Source organism: uncultured Campylobacter sp. (genome assembly GCF_938041645.1).
Classification (GTDB): Bacteria; Campylobacterota; Campylobacteria; order Campylobacterales; family Campylobacteraceae; genus Campylobacter_B.
Window position 1 is genome coordinate 1 of sequence record NZ_CALIST010000034.1, and the last position, 3,136, is coordinate 3,136.

At 46.2% G+C, this 3,136-nt stretch carries 2 protein-coding genes; one reads left to right on the forward strand and one right to left on the reverse strand.

Annotated elements, in window-relative coordinates; translation table 11 throughout:
- Window positions 1–96 precede the first annotated feature (96 nt).
- On the forward strand, window positions 97–813 hold the full coding sequence (locus Q0600_RS05565) for a transcriptional regulator (RefSeq protein WP_298757878.1): 717 nt from the start codon (window positions 97–99) through the stop codon (window positions 811–813).
- 172 nt (window positions 814–985) lie between these two features.
- On the opposite strand, the gene Q0600_RS05570 is transcribed toward Q0600_RS05565, so the two are convergent.
- Window positions 986–2,974: a sulfatase-like hydrolase/transferase gene (locus Q0600_RS05570; RefSeq protein WP_298757880.1), complete on the reverse strand. Its 1,989-nt coding sequence runs from the start codon at window positions 2,972–2,974 to the stop codon at window positions 986–988.
- Between the last annotated feature and the right edge of the window lie 162 nt (window positions 2,975–3,136).

A 3,136-nucleotide genomic window follows, 5' to 3' on the forward strand; every position in this document is an offset into this window, starting at 1 on the left:
TATTAAAGATATATAAATATTTCTATAAATTTGCAAAAATTTTAAAATTTGATCTAAATTTATAGATTTTTTTATATGGAATTTAAGGAACTCAAATTGAATCAGCTTTTGCAGACCTTTATACCGACCGCGCACCTTATTAAAAATACGATCGGCAATTGCGAGGTGGTCATCCACGATATGAGCACGCCGCAAAACTCCGTCGTTTTCGTCCTCGGCGACGTAACGGGTAGGAGGATCGGTCAAAGCTTCGATCATCTGGTAAAGGACGTGTTGCTAAGCAAAAATTTTGAAAACGACTGCACCGCAAACTACTACTTCACCGCACAAAACGGCAAGCTCATACGCTCCTCGACTTCGCTGATCCGCGGCGCAGACGGCAAAGTAGTAGGCGCGCTATGCGTAAATATCGATACCTCAAGCGCCATGGCGGCATACAAAGCAATAAAAAATCTTCTGCCAAACGCAAAACTCGATAGCAAGCAGTCGCAAGGCGTAAATTTTATCGACGGAGGCTGCGATAACGCGGCATTATATGAAGCGAACTTCAATGACGGCGTAAGTTTAGAAACGCAAAGCTCTAACAATTCGCAGCAAAATATCCTTGATATCGTCCAGGACCTTATCGCATCGGCTACGCACGATCTGGATGTAGAGCGGATGAAGAAAGAGGATCGAAAGCGCATCGTAAAATTTCTCGCGCAAAAAGGAATTTTTGAGGTAAAGGGTGCGGTGGAGCTCGTCGCAAAGGCGCTTAGGACGCAGAAAGTCACGATTTACTCATATATGGATGAGGTAAAGAAGGAGAGCTAGCCGCGGTGCATAAATTTGATCTAAAATTTAACAAGCGTTGCACGTCTTTTTATCGGCGTAGCCATATGGGGTGGCGTAAATTTTAATCTGATTTTGATGAACCGATCAAAAGTGTGATGCGCCAATTCCTAGTTCATGCAGCATGTAACGGCATAAAAGCAAAACTCATCTGTTACTCGAACTCGTAACCCTTTGTATTCTTTAATTTCTCGTCATAATCGACTCCGTTAGCAATTCGCTTGCGCGAAGCATTGAAATCCGCTCGTATCGGGCTTTTGCGCTCGTCAAACTCAAGTGGCGCGACATCGATGATATCTGCTAGCAGATGTGCCAAATCATCGCTCATAAAAGGTTTATCTTTCGCCGCAGCTAGCCTCTGCCATAGCTTAGCGTGATCGCTCAAAAACTCGCGCGAAGCTATGAAAATCAGCGGAATTTCGTAAGTAAAGCGGCTCTCCATGCCGTGCCCAAGGCGTCCATTTTCGTATAAATTCTCTCCGTGATCGCTAAGATAGACGATGAGGCTGTCATCACCCGAAAAAATTTTAAAAATTTCATTTATGACAAAATCGTTGTAAAGCACGCTGTTATCATAATATGCGACGACATCTTTCTGCTTGGAAGTAAGTTTTGCCTTTACGTCTGCCGCGCTAAACTTGCCAAATCCCTCGGGATAGCGCAGGCTGTAATCCATGTGGCTGCCGATGAGATGGATCACGTAGAAGTTTCGCTCGCTCTGCTCCGTTTTTGCCTGATTTATGAGCGGAAGCAGCACTCCGTCAGGCTTGATGCGGACGGTTTCGTAAAGATTGCTCTTTGAGAGGAAGGATTCCGCGTCCGCGCGATCGGCAGCGCTTTTGGCACTTAACGCATGTGCACCGAAGGCTTCTTGATTGCTGATCCAAAAGGTGCGGTAGCCACTTAGCTTAAACATATCGATGATGCTAAGGTTGCGAAACCACGCCTTTTTGCGCTCGCTTTCGTAATCGCTGAAATTTAAAAGTCGCATCAGCACCTGATTAGTAGTGCCGTAAGGCGAGATTGTATCGCTAAATTTTATCAGATTGCCGCTTGCTTCGAGACCCTCCAAAAGCGGCGTATTTTTAACACCGTAGCCGTAGAGCGACATATGCCCGCGCTGCAAGCTCTCGCCGATTATTAGGATGATATTTTTGACGCGAGACTTTTGTGGGGCGGGGCTTGTAGCAGCGTCAGTGGTTTTGGAATTTGAAATCACGCTGGGGTTTTGCGGCGCAGAATTTAAAGTTTCGCCCCAGCTTTGCACCTGAGCGCCTGGGGCGGAAGTAGAATTTTGAGATGCAAGGCCGGGGGTGGCGCTTTGCGGATCTGAATTTGCGCTGCTTTTTAAAACGCTTTCGTTCGCGCGCTTGGCCTCGTCATATCCGAGCTGCACTTCGCGCATATCAGTGATGAAATTTTTATCGCTCAGATAATCTTTTATCGTAAAGGCAAACTCCAGCGGGACATATTGCGATAGCTTGGTTATATAGCTCTGCTTGCCCTGGGAAGCTTTGACGGCAATATCTGCGCAAAAGATCGATCCATAGATAAGATAAAGCGCCGCTAGCAGCAATCTTAGGCGGCTATGCGTTTGCTCCCTCTTTCTCTGCCCCGCTCTTAACGCCGCAAAAATGCAACCAAGCAGCACTGCTAAATATAAAATCGTTGCAGGGTTAAGAAACTGCGAAACAAACTCGCGCGTCTCGGCTGCGTCGGTATGGACGATCGCGTCAATCGCCACGACGTTGAAGCTTGAGTCGAAATTTACGATCAAAAACAAAGCCGCGCTCGTAATCAGCGCAATTAGCGCCAGTAGCACGTACGAAACGAGCTTAAAAAATCGCCCGCTAAGCAAATAGCAGAGGTGAAAGATGAGTAAATTTGTGATGAGCACCGCAGAAAAGCCTTTAAATACATGCGAAAAATGATACCCATTGATCTGATAATGTATTTCAACCCAGCACGCAAGCAAACATAGCACCGTGCTAAGCCAAAACGCTCTCCATACGGGGCGTTCGCGCAGTGCGGTAAAAAAGCCGCGGTCGATTTGCATAAGCAAGCACGCCACGAGCTCGCCCGCTTTCGTCCGCGCCATAAGCCCGCCTATATTTGCTAGCGCTATATAAAGTTTTTCTCTCATTTCATCTTCCTTAGCTTTCAAAAGACATGATAACGCGCACTCTGCGTAGCGCGACATATTTTGTTAAAAATTAAGGCGCAATCTTAGCCGCTTAAAGCTTTGAGCTTGCTTACTTGCGCGCCTTTACGCTTCAAATTTTACGGCTAAATTTTAAAGATACGG